The organism is Mycobacterium sp., from assembly GCF_019243155.1.
Classification (GTDB): Bacteria; Actinomycetota; Actinomycetes; order Mycobacteriales; family Mycobacteriaceae; genus Mycobacterium.
Map to the genome: position 1 here is coordinate 1 of NZ_JAFAUS010000310.1, position 22,505 is coordinate 22,505.

At 64.8% G+C, this 22,505-nt stretch carries 22 protein-coding genes and 3 pseudogenes; 13 read left to right on the plus strand and 12 right to left on the minus strand.

Annotated features, from left to right (window positions below):
• On the minus strand, window positions 1-1,177 hold a 1,177-nt coding region (locus JOZ00_RS15730), incomplete at its 3' end, for an aromatic ring-hydroxylating dioxygenase subunit alpha (protein ID WP_293345110.1).
• 162 nt (window positions 1,178-1,339) lie between these two features.
• Between JOZ00_RS15730 and JOZ00_RS15735 the strand changes: the two genes are divergently transcribed.
• From JOZ00_RS15735 to JOZ00_RS15760, 6 genes are all read left to right on the plus strand, one after another.
• A complete protein-coding gene (locus JOZ00_RS15735) occupies window positions 1,340-2,770 on the plus strand; it encodes an aldehyde dehydrogenase (protein WP_293345148.1) in 1,431 nt (476 codons plus the stop codon).
• A 72-nt stretch (window positions 2,771-2,842) separates the two neighbouring features.
• Complete coding sequence (locus JOZ00_RS15740) at window positions 2,843-3,766, plus strand: NAD(P)-dependent oxidoreductase (RefSeq protein WP_293345112.1); 924 nt, start codon at window positions 2,843-2,845, stop codon at window positions 3,764-3,766.
• A gap of 12 nt (window positions 3,767-3,778) precedes the next feature.
• On the plus strand, window positions 3,779-4,522 hold the full coding sequence (locus tag JOZ00_RS15745; RefSeq protein ID WP_293345114.1) for a hypothetical protein: 744 nt from the start codon (window positions 3,779-3,781) through the stop codon (window positions 4,520-4,522).
• Window positions 4,523-4,534: 12 nt separating this feature from the next.
• Window positions 4,535-5,491: a TIGR03564 family F420-dependent LLM class oxidoreductase gene (locus JOZ00_RS15750; protein WP_293345116.1), complete on the plus strand. Its 957-nt coding sequence runs from the start codon at window positions 4,535-4,537 to the stop codon at window positions 5,489-5,491.
• 102 nt (window positions 5,492-5,593) lie between these two features.
• Complete coding sequence (locus tag JOZ00_RS15755; protein ID WP_293345118.1) at window positions 5,594-6,493, plus strand: class I SAM-dependent methyltransferase; 900 nt, start codon at window positions 5,594-5,596, stop codon at window positions 6,491-6,493.
• 68 nt (window positions 6,494-6,561) lie between these two features.
• A complete protein-coding gene (locus JOZ00_RS15760) occupies window positions 6,562-7,248 on the plus strand; it encodes a class I SAM-dependent methyltransferase (RefSeq protein WP_293345120.1) in 687 nt (228 codons plus the stop codon).
• A gap of 104 nt (window positions 7,249-7,352) precedes the next feature.
• Here the strand turns inward: JOZ00_RS15760 and JOZ00_RS15765 are convergent, their stop codons facing one another.
• Genes JOZ00_RS15765 through JOZ00_RS15775 form a run of 3 tightly spaced genes read right to left on the minus strand, consistent with a single transcriptional unit; the run spans window position 7,353 to window position 11,035 of the window.
• Window positions 7,353-9,047, minus strand: coding sequence for a VWA domain-containing protein (locus tag JOZ00_RS15765; RefSeq protein ID WP_293345122.1), 1,695 nt, complete (start codon window positions 9,045-9,047; stop codon window positions 7,353-7,355).
• Window positions 9,044-9,865 carry a CbbQ/NirQ/NorQ/GpvN family protein gene (locus JOZ00_RS15770; RefSeq protein WP_293345150.1) on the minus strand — a complete coding sequence of 274 codons (822 nt, stop codon included), beginning with the start codon at window positions 9,863-9,865 and terminating at the stop codon, window positions 9,044-9,046. Before JOZ00_RS15770 ends, JOZ00_RS15765 begins: the two co-directional genes overlap by 4 nt.
• Window positions 9,866-11,035, minus strand: coding sequence for a spirocyclase AveC family protein (locus JOZ00_RS15775; RefSeq protein ID WP_293345124.1), 1,170 nt, complete (start codon window positions 11,033-11,035; stop codon window positions 9,866-9,868).
• A 157-nt stretch (window positions 11,036-11,192) separates the two neighbouring features.
• On the opposite strand from JOZ00_RS15775, the gene JOZ00_RS15780 reads away from it, so the two are divergent.
• Window positions 11,193-11,795: a TetR/AcrR family transcriptional regulator gene (locus JOZ00_RS15780; RefSeq protein ID WP_293345126.1), complete on the plus strand. Its 603-nt coding sequence runs from the start codon at window positions 11,193-11,195 to the stop codon at window positions 11,793-11,795.
• A 78-nt stretch (window positions 11,796-11,873) separates the two neighbouring features.
• Window positions 11,874-11,966 (plus strand): annotated as a pseudogene (locus JOZ00_RS15785) (SDR family mycofactocin-dependent oxidoreductase); the annotation flags it as partial.
• Window positions 11,967-11,991: 25 nt separating this feature from the next.
• On the opposite strand, the gene JOZ00_RS15790 reads toward JOZ00_RS15785, so the two are convergent.
• From JOZ00_RS15790 to JOZ00_RS15820, 7 genes are all read right to left on the minus strand, one after another.
• Window positions 11,992-13,605, minus strand: coding sequence for an MFS transporter (locus tag JOZ00_RS15790; RefSeq protein ID WP_293345128.1), 1,614 nt, complete (start codon window positions 13,603-13,605; stop codon window positions 11,992-11,994).
• A gap of 377 nt (window positions 13,606-13,982) precedes the next feature.
• Window positions 13,983-15,677: an MFS transporter gene (locus JOZ00_RS15795; RefSeq protein WP_293345130.1), complete on the minus strand. Its 1,695-nt coding sequence runs from the start codon at window positions 15,675-15,677 to the stop codon at window positions 13,983-13,985.
• 192 nt (window positions 15,678-15,869) lie between these two features.
• Window positions 15,870-16,568: a DUF899 family protein gene (locus tag JOZ00_RS15800; RefSeq protein ID WP_293345132.1), complete on the minus strand. Its 699-nt coding sequence runs from the start codon at window positions 16,566-16,568 to the stop codon at window positions 15,870-15,872.
• 72 nt (window positions 16,569-16,640) lie between these two features.
• Complete coding sequence (locus JOZ00_RS15805) at window positions 16,641-17,129, minus strand: hotdog fold domain-containing protein (RefSeq protein ID WP_293345134.1); 489 nt, start codon at window positions 17,127-17,129, stop codon at window positions 16,641-16,643.
• Complete coding sequence (locus JOZ00_RS15810) at window positions 17,129-17,800, minus strand: enoyl-CoA hydratase-related protein (protein WP_293345136.1); 672 nt, start codon at window positions 17,798-17,800, stop codon at window positions 17,129-17,131. The genes JOZ00_RS15805 and JOZ00_RS15810 overlap by 1 nt, the downstream gene beginning before the upstream one ends.
• 18 nt (window positions 17,801-17,818) lie before the next feature.
• Entirely contained in the window at window positions 17,819-18,442 is a 624-nt protein-coding gene (locus tag JOZ00_RS15815) for a TetR/AcrR family transcriptional regulator (protein WP_293345138.1), read from the minus strand.
• Window positions 18,443-18,472: 30 nt separating this feature from the next.
• Window positions 18,473-19,162, minus strand: a complete 690-nt coding sequence (locus JOZ00_RS15820; protein WP_293345140.1) for a hypothetical protein — start codon at window positions 19,160-19,162, stop codon at window positions 18,473-18,475.
• 110 nt (window positions 19,163-19,272) lie between these two features.
• Between JOZ00_RS15820 and JOZ00_RS15825 the strand changes: the two genes are divergently transcribed.
• The gene (locus JOZ00_RS15825; RefSeq protein ID WP_293345142.1) at window positions 19,273-19,911 is read left to right on the plus strand and encodes a TetR/AcrR family transcriptional regulator; all 639 of its coding nucleotides are present in this window, start codon (window positions 19,273-19,275) and stop codon (window positions 19,909-19,911) included.
• Window positions 19,912-20,029: 118 nt separating this feature from the next.
• Window positions 20,030-20,269, plus strand: a complete 240-nt coding sequence (locus JOZ00_RS15830) for a VOC family protein (RefSeq protein WP_366022337.1) — start codon at window positions 20,030-20,032, stop codon at window positions 20,267-20,269.
• A gap of 4 nt (window positions 20,270-20,273) precedes the next feature.
• Here JOZ00_RS15830 and JOZ00_RS15835 read toward each other — a convergent pair.
• Window positions 20,274-20,567 (minus strand): annotated as a pseudogene (locus JOZ00_RS15835) (hypothetical protein).
• A gap of 224 nt (window positions 20,568-20,791) precedes the next feature.
• On the opposite strand from JOZ00_RS15835, the pseudogene JOZ00_RS15840 reads away from it, so the two are divergent.
• The 3 genes and pseudogenes from JOZ00_RS15840 to JOZ00_RS15850 all read left to right on the plus strand — a co-directional run.
• A pseudogene (locus tag JOZ00_RS15840) lies at window positions 20,792-21,143 on the plus strand (ribonuclease domain-containing protein).
• Window positions 21,143-21,463: a barstar family protein gene (locus JOZ00_RS15845; RefSeq protein ID WP_293345144.1), complete on the plus strand. Its 321-nt coding sequence runs from the start codon at window positions 21,143-21,145 to the stop codon at window positions 21,461-21,463. Before JOZ00_RS15840 ends, JOZ00_RS15845 begins: the two are co-directional and overlap by 1 nt.
• A 112-nt stretch (window positions 21,464-21,575) precedes the next feature.
• Window positions 21,576-22,505 (plus strand): NtaA/DmoA family FMN-dependent monooxygenase (locus tag JOZ00_RS15850; protein WP_293345146.1); only part of this gene is annotated, 930 nt, incomplete at its 3' end.

A 22,505-nucleotide genomic window follows, 5' to 3' on the forward strand; every position in this document is an offset into this window, starting at 1 on the left:
GCAGGAACCCGTCGAGCACCCGGGATTCGATCATCGACTGCGTCGCCTCGAGGGTATTGGCGTCCTGCAGGCCGTATTCCTTGAACGTCACCGCAGCCAGTTCCTGAGCGACGCGCTCACGCGGCGTGCGTGGCTGTGGGAAGTACAGGGTGCCCTCGAAGATGTGACTGTTGTACGAGGTCGGCCAGTAGTGATAGGTCAGATACCAGCCCTGGCCCCAGAACAACACCACGAAGTTGGGGAAGACCTGAAACGAATCCAGGCCCCACGGATCGCATTTCGCCGGATTCAGCCCCGACGGCATCTCCCCCAGATCCTGTTTTTCCCAGGGCCCGAAAAGGCCGCTCTGACAGATGTCCTCGATGGGCTTGCGCATCTCGTCCGCCATCTCCCAGGCCCGGATTCCCGAGGTGCTGACCAGGCGGTGCGGGCCGTCAAGGCGGTAATGCGGGGCCTCAAATCCCGCCTCGGCGGCCGCCTTTGAATACGCCGTCGGCGATTGCGTCGCGTGCAGCACGGGCGCGTGGTAGAACTCCTGGAACGCGTCCATGTACAGCTTCCAGTTCGCCTTCACCTCCGAGCGGTAATAGAAGCGCGACGTCAACTTGTCGAACGGGTAGCCCTCAAGCCCCAACACCATCGGTCCGAGGAACTCGCGCAGCGACTGTTCGGGTTCCTTGGCGAAGTTGACGAAGATGAAGCCCTCCCAGACATCGCAGTGCACCGGCACCAGGCCGTAGCGGCTTTTGTCTAGGTCGAAGAACTCCTCCTCCTGCTGCACGAAGGCCAGGTTGCCGTCCAGGTCGTAGCGCCAGGCGTGGTACTTGCAGGTGAACTGGCGGCACACGCCGCTGGTCTCTTCGAGCGGCATGTCGTTCCACACCAGCTTGTTGCCGCGGTGACGACAGATGTTGTGGAACGCCTTGATCTCGCCGGAGCCGTTGCGCACCACGATGATCGAGGTGTTGACGACCTTGAGCTCCTTGGTGAAGTAGCCGCCTTTGCGCGAAATCTGTTCGACCCGGCCGACATTGAGCCAGGCGCGCTTGAAGATCGCCTCGCGCTCCAGGTCGTGGATCTCGGGGTTGATGGAGTCCTCGTAGGACACCGGCGCCGTCCCCAGTTGCGGATAGTGCTGCGTCCAACTGCCCTCAGCGGGTTTGGGGAAACGAGCCATTGCCTACCCCTCTCGACTCCGTGAGCTGGCGGAGAATCATCGCCGGAAGTGTGCAGCGCCGACGCTATCTGCTCCGTGGCACAATCGCAAGTAGTTGATATTGGAAGCCGCATGTCAAGAAAGGACGGGCGACCAGTGCACCAAGACCTTCGCCAAGACCAACTGTTCATCGGCGGGGCCTGGGCCCAGCCGAGCACCGACAGCCGGATCGAGGTGATTTCACCGCACTCGGAAAAGCCGATCGCGCAGGTGGCGGGGGCCGGGCCGGTGGACGTCGACGCCGCCGTGACCGCGGCGCGCCGCGCGTTCGACACCGGCCCCTGGCCCGGCATGGCGCCGGCCGAACGGATCGCGCTCATACGTCGGCTCGCCGAGATCTATGGACAGCGTCGCGCGGAGATGGCCGAGGTAATCACGGCGGAGATCGGTGCACCGATCAGCTTTTCGCAACGCGCCCAGGCCGGGCTGCCCGCAATGATGATGACCGCCTTCTGCGATCTGGCCGAAAGCTATCCCTTCGATGAGCTGCGGGCGGGGATGTACGGCTCCGACATCCGGATTCGCCGCGAGCCGGTAGGCGTCGTCGCCGCCATCGTGCCGTGGAACATGCCGCAATTCCTGACCATCACGAAGCTCATCCCCGCACTGCTCGCCGGCTGCACCGTCGTGCTCAAGCCCGCCGCGGAGTCACCGCTGAACGCCCTGCTGCTCGCCGAGATGATCGGCGAATCCGCACTGCCCGACGGGATCGTCAGCATCCTGCCCGGCGGGGCGGCAACCGGCCAGCACCTGGTCGCCCACCCAGGCGTCGACAAGGTGTCGTTCACGGGTTCCACCGCTGCCGGCACCGCCGTCGCGACGGCCTGCGCGGCCCAATTACGCCGTGTCAGTCTCGAATTGGGCGGCAAATCGGCCGCGATCGTTCTCGACGACGCCGATCCCGGCGCGGTGGCCGCCGGTGTCCGGTCGGCCAGCCTGTCCAACAGCGGGCAGATCTGCAACGCGTTGACCCGCGTGCTCGTCCCCGCCGGCCGCGCCGGCGAATTCACCGACGCGCTGGCGGCCGAGGTGGGTTCGCTGCGCGTCGGGGATCCGACCGACACCGCCACCCAGGTCGGTCCGCTGGTCGCGCAGCGCCAGCAACAGCGCGTGCGCGACTACATCGACCAGGGCCAGTCGGAGGGCGCGCGCCTGGTGACCGGCGGCGCGGGCATGCCGGACGGGATCGACCAGGGCTGGTACGTGCGGCCCACGCTCTTCGACCGGGCCGACAACACCATGCGGATCGCGCGGGAGGAGATCTTCGGTCCCGTGCTGACCGTCATCGAATACGCCGACGAATCCGAGGCCATCCGCGTCGCGAACGACTCGGACTATGGCCTGGCCGGCTCGGTATGGACCGACGACGTCGATCGCGGCCTGGCCGTCGCGGCGGCGATCCGTACCGGGACCTTCGGGATCAATCAGGGCTACACCATGGATCCGTTCGCGCCGTTCGGCGGCGTGAAGGCCAGCGGGTACGGCCGTGAACTCGGCCACGAGGGCATCGACGGCTACACCGACACCAAGTCGATCGCGGTGGCCGCGCGTTAGCCGTCCACCGCGCCGCAGCCCGGATATATCAAGTACTTAACATCTGCGGCGTCGTGCGCTATGACTATTGGGATGCTCGATTCGGAGAAGATCCTCATCACCGGCGCGACGGGAAAGATCGGGTTTCCCATTGCGCGGGCGCTCGCGGGACGAAACGAGGTCTGGGGCGCCGCCCGCCTGAAGAGCGCCGCCGACCGCGCCAAATTGGCGGGCGCGGGGATCACCCCGATCGCACTGGACATGAGTGCCGGTGACTTCTCCACGCTGCCAGACGATTTCACCTATGTCTTTCACGCGGCGGTGGATCCCGGCGCCGGCGACTGGTCAGCATGCCTGCAGACGAACGCCCAGCACTCGGGCGACCTGCTGTATTGGTGCCGTGCCGCAAAGGGTTTCGTGTTCTGTTCTACTGGATCGATCTACGGATACCAAGGCCAGCGACCGCTGGTGGAATCGGATCCGCCGGGCGTGCCACTGCGCGCCAACTACAGCTTCTCGAAGGTGGCCGCCGAGGCCGTGTGCACCTGGGTCGCCAAGCAATACCGGATCCCGCTCACGATCATCCGGATCTGCTCGACCTACGGACCGGAGGGTGGCGCGCCGGCAGACCGCCTTGATGCGATATTGGCGCACAAGGCGATTCGCCTGCATCCGGACCGGCCCAACAACTACAACCCGATCTACGAGGACGACTACGTCGAACTGGCCATCAGGGCCATGGAGGTCGCCGCGACACCGCCGGTCGTGGTGAACTGGTCCGGCAGCCAGACCGTCAGCGCCGAGGATTACTGCGCCTACCTGGGCGAGCTGGTCGGGGTCGATCCCGTCTTCGAATACACCGCCGACGCGCATACGCCGCTGTGGCCGGACACCACCCACATGCACGACGTGCTGGGCCGAACACGGGTCGACTGGCGCGACGGATTGCGGCGCATGGTCGCGGCTCGGCACCCCGAAATCACACTCGCACAACCCGATTCAACGTCGAAGGCCTGAAGGACGGTATCGATGCTGCTACCCGGCACCCCCTCGGACGAGGTCGCCGATGTGCTCGCCGCGGGCCGCGGGGACATCACCACCATGTTCATCTCGATGGCGACGCGCCACCCCGACGGGACGGACGCCGAGTACCTACGTTGGCACACCCTGGACCATCGGCCGGAACAGCACCGGTTGGCCGCGGTGCGCGCGTCGCTTCGTCTGGTCTCCACGCCGCAATGCCGCGAGGCGCGGGCCGCCGCCACCGACCGGTTCGCCGCCGTCGACCACGTGATGTCCTACTTCTTCACGGACACAGCCGGACTCGACTCGTTCAATCGCCTTTCGACGGCGTTGGGCGGCGCCGGTCGCAAGTTACCCCTGCTACCGCCCGTCGAGCGCGGCGTCTACGCCGTTGCGGCCAGGGCCGCGGCTGCTCGTGTCAAGATCGGCGCCGACGTGCTGCCGTGGTGGCCGACCCTGGGTGTGTACCTGCTGCTGGAAACGAACGCGGCGGCCCCGGTCGACCTGGCCGACATCGACGGCGTGGGCGGCGTCTGGTCGGCGACGTCGCAGGCGGTCGACGCCAGCCTGGCCAGTGCGCCTGCGGGACAGACGATCTCGTACTGCTTCCTCGACGACGACCCGGTGTCCGTCGCAAAGCGGCTGCGGCCGGTACTCGAAGAACGGTGGAGCGACGGCGCCGTCACACCGCTGTTCGCCGCGCCGTTCCACACCGTCGTCCCGCACGAATGGGACCGCTATGTGCCGTGAACGAAGGCTTCCATGAGGGTCGGCTTGATGGTGGGCTCCGACAAGGAACGCGCCCGCGCGGATCGCCTTGCCGGACTCCTCGACGACGGAAAGGCCGCTGAGGCACAAGGTTTCGCATCGTTCTGGATCCCCCAGGTACCTGGATACCTGGACGCCATGACGGCCGTCGCGCTACTCGGGCAGGCCACTCAGCGGATCGAGATCGGCACTGCCGTCGTACCCATCCAGACGCGTCATCCGCTCATCATGGCGCAACAGGCACTGACCACCCAGGTCGCGTGCTCCGGCCGGTTCACCCTCGGCATCGGCCCGTCGCACCACTGGATCATCGCCGACCAGCTCGGGCTGCCCTACGACCGTCCCGCGCCGCTGGTGCGCGATTACGTCGAGGTGCTGCAGGCGGCGTTCGTCGGTCCCGGCCCGAAAAAGGTTGACAACGAAAGCTTCCGGGTCAACAGTCCCCTTGACGTCACCGACGCTTTCGACGTACGAGTGCTGCTTGCCGCGCTCGGGCCCGCCATGTTGCGCATCGCCGGCGAGCGCGCCGGCGGGACGATCCTCTGGATGGCCGACGAGCGGGCGATCGGCGACTACGTGGTGCCGCGCATCCACGAGGCCGCAAAGGGGGCCGACCGCAGCGACGTTCGGGTTGTCGCGGGAGTGCCGGTGGCGCTCTGCGCCGACGGCGAGGTCGACACCGCACGCACCTACGCCAGTGAGGTGCTCGGTCACGCCGACTTCTCCCCCAACTACGTCCGGCTCCTCGAGCACGGCGACGCGCAAGACGTCGGGGACACGATGGCGGCCGGAGACGAATCGACGATCCGCGCCAGGCTGCGCCGCTACCGCGACGCCGGCGTCACCGACCTGGCGGCCCGCGTCGTTCCCTTGGGCGATGACGAGAAATCCCGCGCCGCGTCACGCCGTCGCACCCAGCAGTTCCTGGCGGCATTGTCGTCCGAGTTCTAGGTCAAATCACTCCCACCAGCGCATTCGCACATCGCGCGTACAGTAACGCATATCAGTTATATGGACTAAGTAATGCGCGTACGCATGGGAGGGAGTCGGGTTGTGACCCGTAGCGAAAACGACACGTGGGATCTGGCGTCGAGCGTCGGAGCGACGGCGACGGCGGTCGCCGCATCGCGAGCGACCGCGTCCAAGGGGCCGAACGCGCTGTTGAACGACCCGTGGGCCGATCCACTCGTCCGCGCCGTGGGCATCGACACGTTCATCAAGCTCATCGACGGCGAGATCGACCGTACCGACGACCCGCTGCTGAACCGCCAGGCTATGAACGAGCAGATTGCGGTCCGCACCCGCTTCTTCGACGACTTCTTCATCGAGGCGACCCACTCCGGCATCCGGCAGGTCGTCATCCTCGCCTCCGGGTTGGACACCAGGGCCTACCGATTGGACTGGCCGGCCGACACGGTCGTCTACGAAATCGACCAGCCCGAGGTCATCGCGTTCAAGACACAAACGCTGGCTGATCTCGGCGCCGAGCCCGCCGCGCAGCGCCGCACGGTGGCGATCGATCTGCGCGACGACTGGCCGTCGGCGTTGGCAGCGGCGGGATTCGACGCCCAGAAACCGACCGCCTGGAGTGCCGAGGGCCTGCTGGTCTACCTGCCGCCCGAGGCACAGGATCGCCTGTTCGACCACATCGTCGCCCTGTCGGCACCCGGCAGCCGGATCGCGACCGAGCACATGGATCTGGGCAAGATTCCGTCGGACTGGGCACAGCGGCTCACCGAACGGTCCCAACGGCTCGGCTCCAAAATCAATCTGGCCGAGTTGTTCTACACCGGCGAACGCAACACGGCCGGCGAATATCTCGCGGAGCACGGCTGGCGGGTCGACATCCGGACAACCGAAGACGCCTATGCGGCTCACGGCTTCGAGGTGCCCAAAGACGAGTTGGCCTCGTTCGGCGAGGCCTCCGGCTACCTGACGGCGACGCTGACCTAGCGAGCGCGATCAAATGGCCGATATCAAGACCATTGATATATATCAGTCTGGTTGATATTGTCGATGGCATGACTCAACCAACTCAAGAGATGTTCGAATCCGCCTACCGGGGCGAAGCTCCCGAGATGGGCGAGGGTGTGCGGCCGCCGTGGAGCATCGGCGAGCCACAGCCGGAGATCGCGGCCCTCATCGAGGCCGGGAAGTTCCAGGGCGACGTGCTTGACGCCGGCTGCGGCGAAGCGGCCGTGTCGCTGTACCTGGCCGAGCGCGGCTTCACCACCGTGGGCCTGGACCAGTCGCCGACCGCCGTCGAGCTGGCGCGGGAAGAGGCCGCCAAGCGCGGGTTGACCAACGCCACCTTCGATGTCGCCGACATCAGTGCCTTCACCGGCTATGACGGCCGCTTCGGGACCATCGTCGACAGCACGTTGTTCCACTCGATGCCGGTCGAGTTGCGCGACGGCTACCAGCAGTCGATCGCGCGCGCGGCGGCGCCCGGCGCCTCCTACTTCGTGCTGGTCTTCGCCCGCGGCAGCGTGCCCGCCGACGGCCCGGTCAACCCGGTCACCGAGGACGAACTCCGCGACGTCGTCTCCAAGTACTGGGTAGTCGACGAGATCCGCCCGGCGCGCATCCACGCCAACGTGCCCGACGCGTTCCTGGCCGCCTTCGACGACTTTGCCTCTGACATCCGCGACGAAGGCAACGGCCGCAAGTCCGTTGGAGCCTGGTTGTTATCGGCCCATCTCGGCTAGGCAGTGATGCCGACCGGGCTGTGATGCAAAGCACGCCCGGTGGGCGTCACCCTAAGCGGGCGGGCGCCCTGGCTGTCATCGCGCGCTGTTCCCTCGCATCGTGTTCATTCGCCGCGTGCAGATCTCGGTGCGGCGAGCTCTCTTAACGAAGACAGAAACAACTCATCCATCCGCGGACTCAACTCGGCCAGTGTCGCAGCGCACGCGTAGCTGGCCGAGCCGAATACGCGCCGGAGTGAATCGGTGGTCGCGGTACCGATCGCAAGGCAAAGGCAGGCAACGCCGTCCGCGCGCAGCTCTTCTAGGGCCTTGAAGGCGTCAGCCTCGGCGTACCGGCCTTCGTAGCCGTCGTCGTACGGAAAACCGTCGGAAAGGACGACCAGCAGGCGATTGGGCGTTCCCGCTTCGGCTTTGAGGATTTCCCCGGCACCACGGATGCCTGCGCCGAGCCGTGTGTAGCCCGAAGGTTCGAGCTGGTTGAGCCGCGCCCGCCCGATGGCGCCGAAGGATTGTCCAAACGTTTTGATCGCTTGCAAATGGACAGCTTGCCGACCGTGGGACCGAAATGCGTAGACCGCAACACGGTCCCCCAGCTCGTCGAGGGTGGCGGCCAAGATCGCGGCCGCTCGGCGCTGATGGTCGTGCACGGCAAGGCCGTCCGCATCGGTGTCGGTGGCCGACCCGGAGGCGTCCAGCAAGATGAGGACGCCGAGATTGCGAGCGAGCTTACGACGCTCCAAGTAAACGTTTTCCGGTGGCGAGTAGCCCGAGCGCAGATCGACGAACAGGTTCGTCAGCGCCTCGATGTCGAGGTCATCACCGTCGGGGCGCCCACGCAACACCTTGGGGCCCAGACCAATGCGCGACAACCGCTTTCGCAATACCTCATCGTGTGGAACGCCGGCGCTGGAGACGTCAGCCGCAACCGTCAACGGAAAGTCGATGACGCGACACCACTGCGGGCGATACCTGTTGTTGTGGACGTCCCACTCCGGATACAAGGCACCTCCTACGCCCACCGCAGCACCAGGCTTGCCGTCGTCGGTGAAGTGAATCCGGGTGGGGAGCGGTCGCGCATCGGCCCCGACCGCCGTGACGCGCCGAACCGAGCGAACCTGCAACTCGGCGCCGGCAGCGCCTTCCCCAGGGGCGCGCGAATTACCGAACAGCTTGCGGAAGTAGTCCGACAGCGCCTTTGAGTTGAACAACGGATTCTCAAACAGTTTGAGAATCTTGCTTTCCCGGGGCTGCTCCCGATCGCCGTCGTCATCGGTCTCGGGCAAGTCGAGTGGGTCGAATTCCAGGCGAAGCTCTTTGTCGGTCGCGCGTGAGCCCGGTCCGGGAGCAGACGTCAGCAGGCGCGACGGCCTGATGACCCCGAACCAACCCGGCGGGTCGGCGACATCTTCTCGGCCTCGCGCTACCTCCAGTGACTCATGGGCGCTCGCGGTGCTCGCCTGATCGGCGGGACGATTCGCCGCGGCGAGCGGGTTATCCGCGGCAAGTTCGGCGAGCACTCGGCGACCCTCGAGCGCCAGGTAGCGGCGCGCGACCACGGGACGTGCGCGCAGCGCCTTTACCATTCGCTGATCTAGACTGCCGGCACCGAGCAGTGCGCTTTGCATCAGCACCTCGCGACGTTGTTGCACGGTGGTGCCGCCCGCCGAGACGAAGATGGTCTGGCCGTCGGTGTATGCGGCCTCACCCGCTGGCGCGTCGGCGACTTCTAGGGCCCTGCCGGCGACGAAGGTGGCAAGGAACCGAAACCGGTCAGGGCCGTCCGAATCGGAGGCGGTCACATCGTCGGGGGCAGGACCGCGTCGACCAGTTCACCCAACGCACGCACGACATCGCGGTCATCCGAGAGGACTTGCACGACTGCGGACTGCACGGCGCTGCGCGCGCTCAGCCCTTCGGCGATGAGGCCGCCCGCCAGGATCAGCATCCGGGTGGACGACACTTCGCGAAGCGGCGACCCATCCAGATTCCGAATGGCGTTGCCCAACTTGACCAACGAGCTCGCTGTCTCGAAATCAATACCCGCCTCGTGAGCGACAACCTCCGTCTCGACCTCGGCCGGCGGGAAGCCGAGCTCGAGGGCGACGAATCGCTGCCGAGTCGATTCCTTGATGTTTTTCAAGACGCTCTGGTAGCCGGGATTGTAGGAGATCACCAGCTGAAACCCTTGTGTCGCTTGCAGTGTCACACCGAGCCGATCGACCGGAAGTTCACGGCGGTGATCAGCGAGTGGATGGATGACCACGGTAGTGTCCTGCCGCGCCTCAACCACCTCGTCCAGATAACAAATGGCACCTTCGCGCACGGCGCGCGTCAAAGGTCCATCCACCCAGACGGTCTCGCCGCCTTTGAGCAGGAAGCGGCCTACCAGATCTGCGGACGTCATATCCTCATGTCCTGCGATGGTAATGAGATCGCGACCGAGCTCATGAGCCATGGCTTCCACGAAGCGGGTTTTCCCGCACCCCGTGGGCCCCTTCAATAGCACGGGAAGACCGCGGCGCGCCGCCGCGCGAAAGACCTCCACTTCGTCACCAACGGCCCGGTAGAAGGGCGCCCCCGATACGGAAAGAACAGCTGCGGGTTGACTATTCAAAATCTATTTCCCCCGGTCGAGCGGAACGGACTTCGGAAGCTCAACACCCGGTGGGAGTACGAGCTTGCCGTCCTGATTGATGTAGCCGGACCTCTTGTTGGGCACCGGTAGTGCGGGATCAGGGCATGGCCGGTCCGTCCCGTCACCACAGATACCCATCAGAAAGTACGAGCGCTTGAGGAGATCCTGCGGCCAGGGATCCTGGTGCAGCGCAAACCATTGCGCGGGAATGTTGTAGCACACGAAGAAGAATGCGCTGCACGCTGCGAAGACCGCCAAGAAGCGCATCAGTTGCTGCTTAGCAAAACCACCCTGGACACGTTCTAGGCCACGCTCCACGAAGGTCCGGCCCCGATCATCGGTGAAGAACCGCAGTGCACACAATCCGGCCTGCACGCCACCCCACATCAGCCCCTCGTAAACGGGCCACTGATAGTAGGTGCCAGCATTGATCGACAGCGACCTGATCGCGCCGGGATAAGTGAAAAGCCCCATCGGCATGAGGAATAGGCCCTCGATGACCAGATCGAAGAAGAAGGTCCAGATAATCAGAATGCCTATCAACCCGATGTTGCTGATGTTCGGCCAGCGCGACTTGGCCCGACGCATGACCCAACATCCCAGGATCGTGCACAGCAGGACGCCGTAGGAGTATCCCGGCGCATTCATCAATAACGGTTCCGCCATCATGTGGCCCGGTTGCCCGAACGACAGCCACCCGGGAACGTCTTGTACCCACGATCCCCGGTTGAACATCCAGGTGTTGTAGGTGCTCCAGGTACTGATGTAGTTCAGCAGCGGGTCTTGGAAGAAGATCAGTCCGCAGGCCACCAGGAGCATGCCATCCAGCGTGATTCGCCGCTCCCGCCGCCAGGGCCGGATGATGAAGTAGTAGATCCCGACCGGCAGGCCCGCAACGATGACGGCTGTCCAGGTAGTGAGAATCACCTTCATGAATGTCGGCGGATCACTCGGCCCCCCGGGCACCCGCACAAAGTAGGGCCCGGTGATCCACCGGATCCACACGTATAGCTGAAAGGCCAGGATTACGCCCCCGACCAGTGCCCAGATCCGTACCGGCGCGGACTTAGATTTGGGTTGGCCGCCAAGCGAAGCCACATCGCTGAGCGATTCCGTGACGGGGGGCGCATTCTTGTTCGACAGTTCGGTCATGACGCCTGTGTCCTTACATCGAATTCAGTTGCAGCGCAGGGATCTACGGCCCTAGTGCGCTCGTCGATCGCTGGCCGATGAGCCAGGCTTCGACAAATATACCAGCCGGTATCTTAATGACCAACTGTTTTCTCAGATCCTGTGACACAATCTCGACATGGTGGAGCGCTGGACCCGGGAGCGACGCCTCGAGCACACGCGTTCGCTGCTGCTCGACGCGGCCGAGGAGGTGTTCGCCGAGAAGGGCTTCATGGCAGCTTCCCTCGACGACATCGCAAGTGCCGCAGGCTATACCAAAGGCGCCATCTATAAGCACTTCACGGCGAAGGAAGACCTCTTCCTGGCGGTGAGCGATCGGTACTGGCGCCGCTATTTCGACAACTTCGCCGAGGTGATGTCGAAGGCGACCCACCTCGGGGCCCGTGAGCTCGACCAGGTCGCCGAACGGTGGCGACAGCTGGGCCGTGACCGCGGCGCCGAGCATGCCGCCCTGGGGCACGAGTTCACTCTCTACCTGCTTCGCAACCCCGATGCACGAGAGCGGGTGGCCGCCAAGAGGGCCGAAGTCGTCGAAGCCCTGGCGAAGTTCATCGCGGAGGGCATGGACCGCCTCGGCGCCGCCCTGCTGATCCCGCCAATGACGTTCGCACACATCCTCGTTGCCACCACCGACGCCGTCATGTTGGGCAGCCAACTCGATGACATCGACCTGTACAGGCCCACGCTCGAAATGTACGTCTCGGTTATCAAACTGCCCTGATTTCCCGCACTATGGCCAAAGCAAATCTATTGCGGCAGAATCGAATACTTGGCTTCTGTTCGGAGAAGGGCTGACAGCATGAACGGATCCGATACTCCGCTGTCCGGTCGCGTCGCCTTCGTCACCGGCGCCGCACGCGGGCAGGGCCGGTCGCATTGCGTGCGGCTGGCTGGCCGAAACCGCGCACCTGGTGAACTCATTTGTGCACGCGCATAGCCAGGTAATACGAGTGCTGTCGAGCGTGGTTGACGGTGAACCCGATCGCCTTGCGGACCCCGTCGCTGTCGGATTCCAACCAGCGCTCGGTGCGCTGGTGCTCGAATTCGGTCCAGGAAGGCACGGTGAACCTCTCGAGGAACGTATCGGGGTGTCCAACGCTGTGATAGAGCCGCCAACTATGTCCACCTGTGCGCAGTCGTGACTGCCTGACTGCGCTCATGGCCTCGACGAAGGCATGGAGGTTCTCGTCGGGCACTTCGTAGCGGACGGTGACCAACACTGGTCCGTCCTCGGGAGACGGCTCGAACAAGACCATCGGTGTCGGCCAGGCGGTGGAGACGTCCACGCTCAGCGTTCCAGTGCAGGGCCGCAGCGGTAGGACGACAACGCTGAGGGCGACAACGCCCAGCGTCGCCGCCGAGCCGAGCAGCGCTGTGTCGAGCCCCGCCCGCGTGGCGATGGCGCCCCACGCGTAGGAGCCGACCGCCTGCGCCCCCGTCGCCACGAGCAGGTAGATCGCCAACCCGCGGGCCCGCACCCAACGCGGCAGTGACAGCTGCGCTGCGGCGTTCAACGTGGTCAACGTGATCAACCAAGACATCCCCGAAAGCACCAAAAGGGGCGTCGCAGCCGTGAACGGCAGCCAAGCGGCGGCGAACGGCGCCAGTCCGTAGGTGGCGGCCGAGACCGCCAGCAGCACGTTGTCGGATACTTTCTGGCGCACCCGTGCGGCGAACATGACGGAAAGCACGGCACCAAGACCGATGGCGCCCAACGCCACACCGTAGCCCGCGGCTCCCAGGTGCCATCTGCGTGCGGCCGCCACCGGAAGCAATGCGAACAGGGCCGACGCGGGAAACAGGAAAAGGGCTGCACGCAAAAGGATCCGGCGGAAGATCGGGCTGTTGCTGACGTAAAGCACGCCGGTGACCATCGCCTGACCGAAATGCTCTCGTTCGAGCGGTGCAACCTGCTTCGGCCGCTTCCACGCCATCAACGCAACGATGATCCCCGCATATGACGCTGCGTTGAGCGCGAAGACAGCCGCGGGCCCGGCCAATGCCACGACGACACCACCGATTGCCGGCCCAATGGCGCGTGCGGCGTTACCCGAGACGCTGCCCAACATCGAGACGGCCGGTATCTGTTCGCGGGGGACGACCTCGGGTTGGATCGCCTGCCACGCGGGTGCGGCCAGGGCCGCGGCGCAGCCGAGGGCCAAGGTGAACATCAACAGTGACAGCGCGTTCAGACGACCGAGGTAGGTCATCACCGCCAGCGCCAGCGCCACCACCACCGCGTACGACTGCAGGTAAATCAACAACCGCCGCCGGTCGAACAGATCCGCGAGCACGCCGGCGAACAATCCGAACAGCAGTGTCGGTCCGAGGCTCGCCGTCTGGACCAACGCCACAATCACATCGCTGCTGTGCTTCTCCACCAAAAACCATTGCGCCGCCACGCTTTGCATCCATGTTCCGATGTTGGAGACGAGGCTGGCGATGAACAGGTTGCGGTAGACGGGGTTGCGCAACGGCTCCCACGCCGACGGCTTCTCACTGTCGGCATGCTCCTGATCCTGGATCACCACTGAGTCGCTGATCGCCCGTCCATCTACTCGGCCAATGCAAGGAATAGAAGTTTAAAACACCCAGTCGTTCCGGGCACTCAGGTAACGAGCGGGCGGGACCGATCACCCGGACATGCGCCCGGGTGCCACCACTGCGAGGATGTGGCCATGACGACATCAGAGGGTCCGGTCGTGCGGGTGAGAAAGAAACAATCGAAGCGCGCAGCGGCTTCGGCTCGGATGAAGGTCGACATGGCGATGAGCGCGCCCATTCGCGCGGGAGCGCGGATCAAACGAGTGAAGCGCGGTAGCCTACCGACTTTTCGGTTGCGCTCCCGCGTGTCCAGCACCTTAAGACAAGGTAACGGGAAGCCGAAAAGGTCCGGCTCCGTTGGCCGTCAGCGGACCAATCGCGCCAAGCGAACGCTCCGGGGCACCCGCATCGCCAGGTAATACTCGTGCCGCCGGTTGCGGTCGACCGTATAACTGATGGCCTTGGCGACGCCGTCCTTGTCGTATTGCAACCAGCGTTCGGTGCGCTGGCGCTCAAATTCGGTCCAGGACGCGACGGTGAACCTCTCGATCAAGGTGTCGCTCTGTCCGACACTGTGATACAGCTGCCAACTGTGACCACCGGAGCGCAGTCGTGATCGCCGGACTGCGCCCATGGCCTCGACGAATTTCTCCAGGTTCTCGGGCGGCACCCGGTAGCGCACGGTTACCAGCACCGGTCCGTCGTTGGGACATGGTTCGAACACGAGCCTCGGTGTCGGCCACGACATGGAGACATCGACATTGACCATCCCGGTGGACGGCCGCAAGGGAAGGACCGCGACGCTCAGGGCGACTGCTCCCAGCAGTACTGCGGAGCCGATCATCGCGACGTCGAGCCCGGCGTAGGTGGCGAGCAGACCCCAGGCGTACGAACCAATGGCCTGAGTTCCCGTGAAGACCAACAGGTATATGGCCAGTCCCCGGGCCCGCACCCAGCGCGGCAACGACAGTTGTGCCACCGCGTTCAATGTGGTCAACGTGATCAGCCAGGACATTCCCGCCAAAACCAAGATCGGTATCGACGCGTTGAACGGCAACCAGACCACAGCCAGCGGTGCGAGTCCGTACACAACGGCACACGCCGCAAGCAAAACGTTGTCCGAGTACCTGCGGTGCAACGGTGCCGCTACCCCGACGGCAAGCACCGCACCAAAACCGATGGCGCCCAACGCGACACCGTAGCCGGTAGCCCCTAGGCGCCAGGTGCTCGCGGCGGCCACCGGCAGCAGTGCCAGCAGGGCCGAGGCCGGAAGCAGGAAAAGCGCTGCGCGCAACAGGATCCTGCGAAAGATCGGGCCGTTGCGGACGTAGTGCAGTCCGGAGATGATGGCCTGGCCAAGGCGTTCTCGTTCGATCGGCCCCAATTGCGTGGGGCGTTGCCACTGATCCAGGGCAACGATGATTCCCAAGAACGAGATGGCGTTGATGGCAAAAACCGCTGCGGGTCCGACCATCGCCACAACCACCCCGCCGAGCGCCGGACCAACCGCCCGGGCAACGTTGACCGAGACGCTGGCTAACGTTGCGGCGGCGGGTATTTGCTCACGCGGGACGACCTCCGGCTGGATCGCCTGCCAGGCCGGTGCGGTGAGTGCGGACGCACAACCGACGGCCAAGGTGAAGACGAGCAACGCTGCCGGGCTCAGCCGGTTAACAGATGTCAACCCCGCGAGCGCCAACGTCACCAGCACCGCATACGACTGGAGGAACATCAGTAGGCGACGCTGGTCGAACAGGTCGGCGAACACGCCGGCGAACAATCCCAGGAGCAGAGTCGGCCCGAGGCTCGCCGTCTGGACCAGTGCCACCATGACATCGCTGCTGTGCTTTTCCACCAGGAACCATTGGGCCGCGACGCTTTGCATCCAGGTCCCGATGTTGGAGACGAACTGCGCGATGAACAAGACTCGGAACACACGGTCCCGCAACGGCGCCCACGTCGACGGTTGACTGGCGTCGACGACTCGATCTCGCTCCCGGGTCACCATGGCCGGCGCCTGGCGAGCGAAGGCATACAGGTGCTGATGTTCGACATACAAGCAAGACCTTTGCGTGGATGCGGTCTGTTCCTAGTCACGAGCGCGGGCCATCGGAACCCGTGCGCAACGGTACTTTAACTCGACGCTCCCGAAAGTCACCGAGCTTTCCGGCTGTGTATAAAACTATTGGCGCAAAAGATTATTCGGTGCTCATGCTCGTTCTGGCTAACAATGAATGCAACACACGAGCTTTCAGCGATGTTCCCGCGCGCTCTCGGGCCCGTAGACGCGGGCGATATCGGGTGAGTCCAGCCAGCCGGAGTAGGTCGGGCGCGACGGCCAACCCGCGGGGGAATCGAGCCACTCCTCCTGACGGCCCCACGGCAGGATGTCGATCAGGCCGAAGGAGTGGCTGAGTTGCTCGGTACCGCGCCCCGCGGTGTGCCAGGTCCGGTACACGGTGTCGTGATCGCGCAGGAAGACATTGACCGCGAAACCGCCGCCGGGCGGGGCATCCATGTCGGCGCCGAACGGGCTTTCCGATGACGAATACCAGTCCATCCGGTTGCCGACTTTCCGTTTGTAGGCCAGCGCCTCGTCGATCGGCCCGTTGGTGACGATGACGAACCGCGCGTCGTAGCTGTCCAGGAACTCGAGTCGGGTGAATTGCGAAGTGAAGCCGGTGCACCCGCCGCACTGCCATTCCGCGCCGTTCGACCACATGTGGTTATAGACGATGAGCTGGGAACGGTCGCCGAACACGTCGACGAGACGGATGGGTCCGTCGGCTCCAATCAGGGTGTATTCCGGCAACTCGACCATCGGCAGACGCCGCCGCTGCGCGGCGATGGCATCAAGCTCCCGGGTGGCGGCCTTCTCACGGACTCGCAGTTCGGCGAGCGCGGCTCGCCACGTCTGGTCGTCGACTATTTGCGGCAGGGCGTCTGGCATGAGGATCTACCTTCGCTTCGGCGATTCTTTGGGATAGCAGGTATGACTCCCGCGACGACCGCGTTTCATCGCTTACCGCCGCTTGGGCGAGACGTGCATCGTGATCTCTGCCTTCACTGCGACGGTTCCATCGGCGGTGACGATCTCCACCGGCACCGTGAGCTTGCTCGGTTCCTCGCCGACCTCGGGCAGGGGGTCCAGCGTTGCCGTTGCCTTCATATCGGTGCTGCCCGTCGCCAGATATTCCACGCTCATCGCGACCGGGATCCAGCGGTGCGTGGCGGGGATGGAGACGTCGGTCATCATGCCGGCGGCCAACTCGGCCAGGTTGCATGACGCGATGGCGTGATAGGTGCCGATGTGGTTGTGGCTCGAGCGCCGGTTGGGGGCGTGCACTTCGCAGCGGCCCGGACGTAACACGGTGATCGTCGGGTGCACGCTACGAAAATACGGCGCCTTGAAGCAGACCGCCTGGCTGAAAATCTTGTTGCCGAACGGCAAGCGGCGCAACCGATTCCAGATCCGTAGATTCGCACTCGAGGTGGCGGTGGTGGTACTCATCAGTTCGGTGCTTCCTGATCGTCGGTCAAGGCTTTGGCGACACGGCCGAACATGGTGTTCTTGATCGCGCCCAGCGTCCCGGCGTCCTTGGCCCCCAGCGGGCGAAGCAGGTCGATCGCGGCGCCGGGAAGCGCGCTTTCGTCGGCGGTGGCGTCGACGATGCCGAAAGCCTGGGCGTCGGGCCCACCGAATCGCCGCCCCGTCGTCATCGACGCGACCGCCGCCTGGGGGGTGAGCTTGGCCTGGATGAGCGCCGCCATGCCGGGATTGAACGGGATTCGGATGTCCACCTCGGGCAGGCAGAAGTATCCGCGGTCCGCACGCATGACGCGGAAGTCATGGGCCAACGCCAGCATCGCGCCGGCGCCGAAGGCGTGACCGACGACGGCCGCCGCGGTGGGCATAGGCAGGGTCAGCACGCGTGCCAGGAGTTGATGCACCCGACCGATGTACCAGCGGCCTTGATCGGCGTGGGCGCCCAGCCACTCGAGGTCCAGGCCGTTGGAGTAGAACTTGCCGCCGGCGGTGGTCACCAGAGCTCGAGCGTTCTCGGCGATGACTTCGTCGATCGCGGCCTCGATGTCATCCAAATATGCTGGCGAGAAACGGTTTTCGTCGCCTCCGAGATGCAGGACCGCTATCTTGTCGTCGTATTCAATCTCTACTGCCATCGAACTCTCCTTGTCAGGTCAGGCCCGGCGCCGCCGCGGTGGAGGTGGCCCCACCGTCAGCACCGCGCGCACTGCGGCGTGCAATTGTTTGCGCGCCGTCGCGTTTCCCAGTCGTTTGCGGTGCAGCAGCATCGCCGTCGGCAAATCCACAACGCAACTGGTGATGACGTCAACTGCCGCAGCGTCTTTGCGGTCCCACAACTGCAACGCCAGTCGGATCATCAAATCGACCAGCAGCCGTTCCAGATCACGCAACTCTCCGGCGACGTCGTCGGGAATGTCCCCGGCGAGCACCTCCTCGCGACGCACGCTGAACACAAGACCGGCCGAATCCGGAAACTTCTCGGCGAACGCCACCGGCGCATCCGCGGCCGCTACGACCGCGTCCTCGCCCTTGCCTGACTTGGTGAGGACTTCGTCGACCATCGCGGTCTGCAGCGCCAAGAACCGCCGGCCCGCTCGCAGCCACGCGTGGCCCATCAACCCGCCGCGAGAGGAGAAGGTGTGATACACGGCCCCGTTGGAAACCCCGACTTCCGCGCTGATCGCGCGGATCGACACCGCCGCCGGTCCCGAGCGGACCGCAAGGCTCTCTACCGCATCGAGCACGGTGTCGGGGTCGTACAAACGCGGGCGGGGCACGTCACCAACCATAACAGAGCGTGTGCTCTGTTATTCCTCCGTGCTGCCCTGAGGCTTTCGCGGCATCGCGAGTCCGGTGGCCAGGATCCAGGCGAACAGGAAGATCGGGATTCCCGTCGTGGTCGAGAGCCCCTGAAGCGAAAGCGGGCCATTATCGGCGATGAACGCGGCTAGCAGAATGGGATGTGCTGCTGCGGCCGCGATCGCGAGGTGAGCGGTGTGTCGGGGCAGCACCTGATAGGTGTAGACCGCAATGGCGAACGAGGCCAAGGAAACCGCGGTCGGAACTCCCGACATCGCTAACGAACCGAAGGCGAGATCGTATAGCAGCGTTGATAATTCAGGCCTACGGTCTCGGTATAGCAGGACATCGAATGCGGTGAACCCGGCGAGGATCAGGGTTGCGAATCCGACGAGTCCAGCAGCGAAGCACGCCGGAAGCATCGACCGCGCAGGAAGCCGATCACGCAGGTAGGTCCATACCGCGGCGCCGAAGACGAACCAGAGCATGACGCCAGTGGTGTTCAACAGCATCATCACGACCAACCGGTCGTGGTGAGTTGCCGCCCAGTGGGCCAGGTCGGTGCCGGACGTTTGGGTGCCCGGCATCGACCAGATCGGATACGCCGCCAGCCCGCTCAAGGGAAGTGCGGTTCCTGCCGCGCCCGCCCATCGGGCCACGCGTGCCGAACCCCAGGGCTTGGTTTTCACGGATGCCACGGCGTCCCCTCAGGTTGTCTGTCTTACCAATGGATAGTTTCTCACCACCGGTAAGTTTGCCGCATGGCGCGGAACTTATCAATGGTCAGATTGGGGTAAGGTGCCCGATCATGACGTCGAGCGCCAAGCGGCCGTATCACCACGGGCAGCTGGAGCGGGCGGCGATCGACGGCGCGATTGAAGAAGTCGAGACGTTCGGGGTCGCTGCGGTGAGCATGCGTCGCATCGCTCGCCGGGCCGGCGTCTCCCACGCCGCGCTGGCCTACCAATTCCGCGACAAGACGGGAATCTTCACCGCAGTGGCGACCGAAGGTTTTCGTCTGCAGACGGAGACGATCAGCGCGGCCGCGGTCGGCCCGGACGCGTTCGCGCTCGGTGGCCAGGCCTACATCGCGTTCGCGCTTACCCACCGCGGCCACTTCGAGGTGATGTTCCGGCCCTACCTGTACCGCGGCGATGACCCGGAGTTGATGCTCGCCAAGACCGCGGCTTTCGACATTCTTCATGACAGCGCCCGGGCCAGCCTCACTTCGCGCCGCCGGAAACCCGCGATCGATGACGATGTCCGCGGGCTTGCCATGGCGGGTTGGTCGCTTGCGCACGGGTTCGCCACCCTCGCGCTGACCGCCAACATTTCGGAGCAATTCGACTCCGACACCCCTGCGCTTGCCGCCCTGATGGCCCGCGGCGTCATCACTATGGGTGAGCTTGTCGAAAAGCAGATCAACTCGGCGCCGCACGAGGACTGAGGGTGGGGCGCGCGGGTGCCAAAGATGTTGACAGCGTGGCCCGCCGGCGGCCATTGACCTGCACGGCGCGTGGATCATCATCAACCAGGGCGGCGGCCCTACCGACGACAAACCAACGGTGGTTCTCGAGACGACGCCCGACCCGGACCGCGTCAGTGCGTTTCTCAACATTCGCGTCCGGGACATCGCATCCACGTACGCCGAATGGCGTGCGCGTGGCGCCGACTTCTTGACGCCGCCGAAAACTCACCAGTACGAGATACGTTGCTATTTACGCGATCCGGACGGTCACCTCATCGAAGTCGGCCAGTCCACCGATCCGGACGGTGAGTGGTCACCGATAGACGCCGAGGCGTAAGCCCCTAGCTCGGCTCGGCCACCTTCGCCTGCCAGCGGGCGCGGCGTTGCGCGTCGGTCTCCTCCCACCACGGCGGGGTGCCACGCTACCCCAAGGCAACCTTCGCGGCGTGCACACCCGCCCAGGCGCTCGACTCCTGCTGTGTTCCCTTGGTGCGGCGCACTTCCCGGCGCCATGCCATCAATATTCGGACCAGCTCGGTCCGGCGATCTTCGGGAATCGACGGGTCGGTGGCGCGCCAGCGGCGACCGTCGATGACGACGTAGTGCCCGTCATCGGTGGCCTCCGGTTCGCGCACCCGACGAACGTACTACCGTCTCACGCCGGGAAGATCGGCGGCGGCGTTGAGAAGTAGCGCTATGGCGGCCGAAGCCAGACTTTTCGCGCCGAACCGAAGGTACGTGATACGAAGTCACAGACGCTTTAATAATTTCGCTTACAGCCGGGCGAGGAGCGGACATGGACAGGCGCAAGTTCGGACTTGTCACGATCGGCTTGTTCATCGCCATTTTCGCCGGTTGGCTGCTACTGCGGAACCCTTCGCCCCAGCCAGCGACGACAAGCGTTGATACACCGACGTGCCCGTTGGCCACCTTGCCGCCCGAGGCGGCCGAAACGGTTGGGCTGATACATTCCGGCGGCCCATTCCCGTTTCCGCGCAACGACGGCGCGGTCTTCGGGAACCGCGAGGGTCATCTGCCGGCTAAGAACCGGGGTTACTACCACGAATACACCGTCGTCACTCCGGGTGCACGGGACCGAGCAGAAGCGCATCGTCACAGGTGGAACACCAATAACCCATCCTGCTCAATACTTCTACAGCGGCGACCACTACGACTCGTTCTGTCTGGTGACCGGCACGGAAGGACGATGATGGCGCGCGAACCAGACGCAAGCTCACCCGTCGTCTTCCATATCGACGGCCGAAAGATCAAGTCAGCCAAGGACTTTTACCGTGAGATAGGGTCCGCCGTCAACGGGCCCGGTGGGTACTTCGGGCGCAACCTCGACGCGTTAGCCGATTGTCTGCGCGGCGGATTCGGCACGCCGGAGGATCGGCCTTACGCATTCGAGTGGCAACACAGCGCCTCATCACGGCGCTACCTCGACGACGTGCGCCAAGGACAGCGCACGTTGTTCAATGCGATACGGGAAGTCTTCGATGACGCCGGAGTAGCGCTGCACCTTCGGTGATCGCCAGAGATCCCTGATCGCCGGAGTCACGGTTCGGCACATCAGCGCACTACAAAAATCCTCGACAGTCGCTGGATGAAATTCCTCGGCCCTGCCGGGTGTTATGCCACGCATGCTTGCCACGAGCGCACGGCCTTTGCACTTCAACGCGTTCATCTGGCCCAACGGGTATCACGAGTCCGCGTGGCGTGTCGTCGACGACGACGTCCACGATGTCCTCGGCCTCTCCTACTACACCGACATCGCGCGCATCGCCGAGCGCGGTCTGATGGATTCGATCTTCCTCGCCGACAACATCGCCATCGCCGAGTACCGGGCCACGCACCTGCCGCAGACGCAATTCGACCCGATCTCGGTACTCTCGGCTCTGGCCGCCGTCACCGACCACATCGGGCTCATCGGCACCGGCTCGACGACCTACAACAAACCCTGGGAACTCGCCCGCCGCTTCGCCACGCTGGATCACCTCAGCGGCGGGCGCGCCGGCTGGAACATCGTCACCACGGTCACGCCGCTGGCCGCCGCCGCCATGGGTGAACCCATGCATCCCGACCATGCCGATCGTTACGCGCGGGCACACGAGTTCGTCGACGCGGTGACGCAGGTATGGGATAGCTGGGGTGATGACGCCGTCGTCGGTGACCGTGTACGCGGCGTGTGGGCGGACCGCAGCAAGCTGAACACACCCCACTTCCATGGCCGCTACTACGACGTGGAAGGCATCCAGCCCTTTCCCCGTCCCCCGCAAGGACATCCCGTGCTGGTGTTGGCGGGCCAATCCGGCGCGGGCGTCGCGCTCGCCGCGCGGTATGCGGAAATGGCCTTTTCTGGGCCGCCCTCGCTGGACGCGGCCGTCTCCTTCCGGGCCGACCTGCACGCCCAGGCGTCCGCCTTCGGCCGTGACCCTGAGCAGTTACTGGTCCTACCGGCGTTGATGGTGACCCTGGGCGGCACCGAAGCCGAAGCCCGCGCCCGGGCGCAGCGGCTCGAGGAACTGGCCAGTCCCGAATTCCGTTGGCAGAACGCCCTTTATACGGCCGGC